Raw genomic sequence first — 2,653 nt, 5'->3', positions numbered from 1 at the left:
CTTGCCGACCTGGCCCAACAGCCGGATCAATGAACTATTGCCTTACGCCGAAAACCGCTTCAGCTAATTACCCCGTCAGCTTATTACATTATTTTAATCACACAACACGAGTTCACCGTTCGGTTACCCACGTAGGGCTCTGTGAGCAACGCCAGTTCGCTGTTCGCTTAAGTGTTTATTTACCAGTTACATGTTTTCTTTCAAAGTGACTTACACATCGTGAATTTCTTGTAATGAAGATATTTTAATTATATCAATATCACATGGGCTATGATCTGAAATACGTGAGAAATGTTTTACCAAATAATTGGTGATGTCCAGATAAACCAATGAGTATATAATCATGCAACCCCCTGTTCAGGCTTACATGATTACATTCATAATCATTTACTAATATTTTTAGTCAACAATTGCTGCTTTCTGAATAAGCCCATTATCATCATGAGCAACTGCAATTCGTAATTTACCGCTTTCCGATAACACTTTTCTATGGTTATTTTTAAGTTTAACCAAGGAGTGTTCAAATTGGTCATAATTATTATTTGAAATATTATGAGAAAGTTCTAATGTTTTTAGAATAAAAAAACGACGATGTTCAAGCATTTCCTGACTATTAAACTTTGCTTTCGACAATAAACGTTCAGCTTTTTTAGTTATACTTACCTCAAGTTTTTCCAAAGCTAAATCCCAAGCAACTTTCCTTAAATCAAACTGGCTAAACCCTTTACCTACTGGATCAATACAGGCCTGAATGTACTCCAGTAGAGAGGCCATCTTAAGCAAAATATTACGGCGAATAATCAATGGATAAATTTTTTCAGTTATTCCTTTTAGCTTCTGGTAAGTTTCACCAGTGCCGAAAGTATCCGAGTCTTTTAAAATACTCACATCTGATATAAGACTTTTTAGATCCGCAAATAATATTGACTGCCATTCATATGCATCAGCAACAGTGTCTTCTATTTTTACTTTCACTTGCAAAGAAATATCGTAGTCAAAATCACCACGATGTATTTTTCCAATAATTCCCTCAAGATAATGAATACGACCATCAATCTTTGCAAGGTTATGATTGTCAATTTTTTCATGCAGACTATTGACTGCATTTCTTATTTCAACCAAATTTTTATTTATATCAGCAAGATGCGCCTGGGCCACAATCAAACTAGCAATCTGAAAAGATCCTGTAGCAAGTTGCTTTAGCTTTCCGCTTTCAACAATTCGACCTTTTCCAGCAATTTTCCCGGCGTTAATACCCCCCACATGAACTGTATCTGCCAGTGTTTCCCCCACCGATGTTTGCATCATTTTGAGGGAGCCATTTTTTAAACCGTTCTGAATTTCAGGCTGAAAAACAAGCTCAATCGTACGCCCGCGTGTATTAATAATTCCTTGAACAGATTGAGATACTAAGTTGCTAATTCTATTCAAATATTCTGAATCAGTGATTGAAAATGACACTTCATCAGGAAAAGACAGGCGCTCACTTGCGTATAAAATTGGAACACCACTCTCATCTAATAAAGTACCTTGTTGAAGGTTTTTAATATCCATAAGAATCTCCCCCTCATTATTGGTATTATTTTATCTCATGCTCATCTTATTAAACTTATAGTTATTACAAGGTGGCAGTATCTATATAAAAACATCATATAGTAAATCCATTTTTAATCAACATTTTCATCTTGAATTAAAACTACTTAAGATACTAGATGTGTTGATCGTGACGTAGTCCTCGTAAACTAATGCACTGTGTTTTAATGTGAGAAACGTCTGGTACTTAGCTGACGTTCAGAACTGATTGCCATCATAGCCGCAAAGTCACCGAGCTGCCTACAGCAGCCCACGCTCTGCCATTGAGACGGTTTGAGTACCTGCAACAATGAAGTGGTCGAGCACCCTCACATCAACCAATTCCAATGCAGATACCAGCCTTTTGGTGATTGCCAAGTCTGCCTGACTAGGTTCTGGCTCACCACTGGGATGATTGTGGACAAGGATCAACGCCGCTGCGTTATGGTGCAGGCTTAGCTTCACCACTTCGCGAGGGTAGACGTTGACGCCGTTGATTGTGCCCCTGAACAGCTCCTGGTACGAAAGAATGCGTTGTTGGTTATCCAACAGCAGACAACCAAATACTTCGTGTTCCAGCGGAGCCAACTTGACCATGAGGTAATCCCGCACATCCATTACCGATAGCAGTTGTTTCCCCCGGATATAACGGTTTTCGATGATGGTTTGTGCCTGCTGTAGGATCAGGTCTTCATTGCAGCGGTCAATCATGTCAGAACTCCCGTTCAACAAAGTAAATACAGTCTGGGAAAAGTTGGTGTGAACTGTTGCCAGGCTTGAGTGACCAGCTCTTGCGTGGTGATTTTCGTCGACCACTGCTATCGAAGAAGTAGATGTATTGGCTGTCTATGCGGGTGATGACTGAACAGTGATGATGATCGCTAATCAGGATGAGGCGAGAGAAATCACTGTGGTTGAGGTATTCGGTCATTGCGGTGAGGATGCTCAGGGTGGTTAATCGCTTAAGTTCTCGGAAGGGCTGGCTGATTTGAGTGGGAAAATGTTTATGGTAGTACCCTTGCCGCAAGACCCGCTCAATCAAGTAATCCATTCGGGGTTCATCAAGGCCGTGGGTTAGCCA

Annotated in this window: 3 protein-coding genes; all 3 read right to left on the bottom strand. The window is 40.2% G+C overall.

The features are described 5' to 3' along the window. Positions 1 to 399 precede the first annotated feature (399 nt). Positions 400 to 1,554, bottom strand: coding sequence for a hypothetical protein (locus ACLQ7H_RS11340; RefSeq protein WP_411752749.1), 1,155 nt, complete (start codon positions 1,552 to 1,554; stop codon positions 400 to 402). Between the two features lie 279 nt (positions 1,555 to 1,833). Next, the gene (gene radC, locus ACLQ7H_RS11335; RefSeq protein ID WP_025383762.1) at positions 1,834 to 2,283 is read right to left on the bottom strand and encodes a RadC family protein; all 450 of its coding nucleotides are present in this window, start codon (positions 2,281 to 2,283) and stop codon (positions 1,834 to 1,836) included. A gap of 1 nt (position 2,284) precedes the next feature. Further along, positions 2,285 to 2,653: hypothetical protein (locus ACLQ7H_RS11330; protein WP_411752748.1), on the bottom strand; the 369-nt coding region annotated here is incomplete at its 5' end.

This window comes from Serratia sp. (in: enterobacteria), from assembly GCF_046715635.1.
Lineage (GTDB): Bacteria > Pseudomonadota > Gammaproteobacteria > Enterobacterales > Enterobacteriaceae > Chania.
This window is presented reverse-complemented; position numbering and strand designations above follow the sequence as displayed.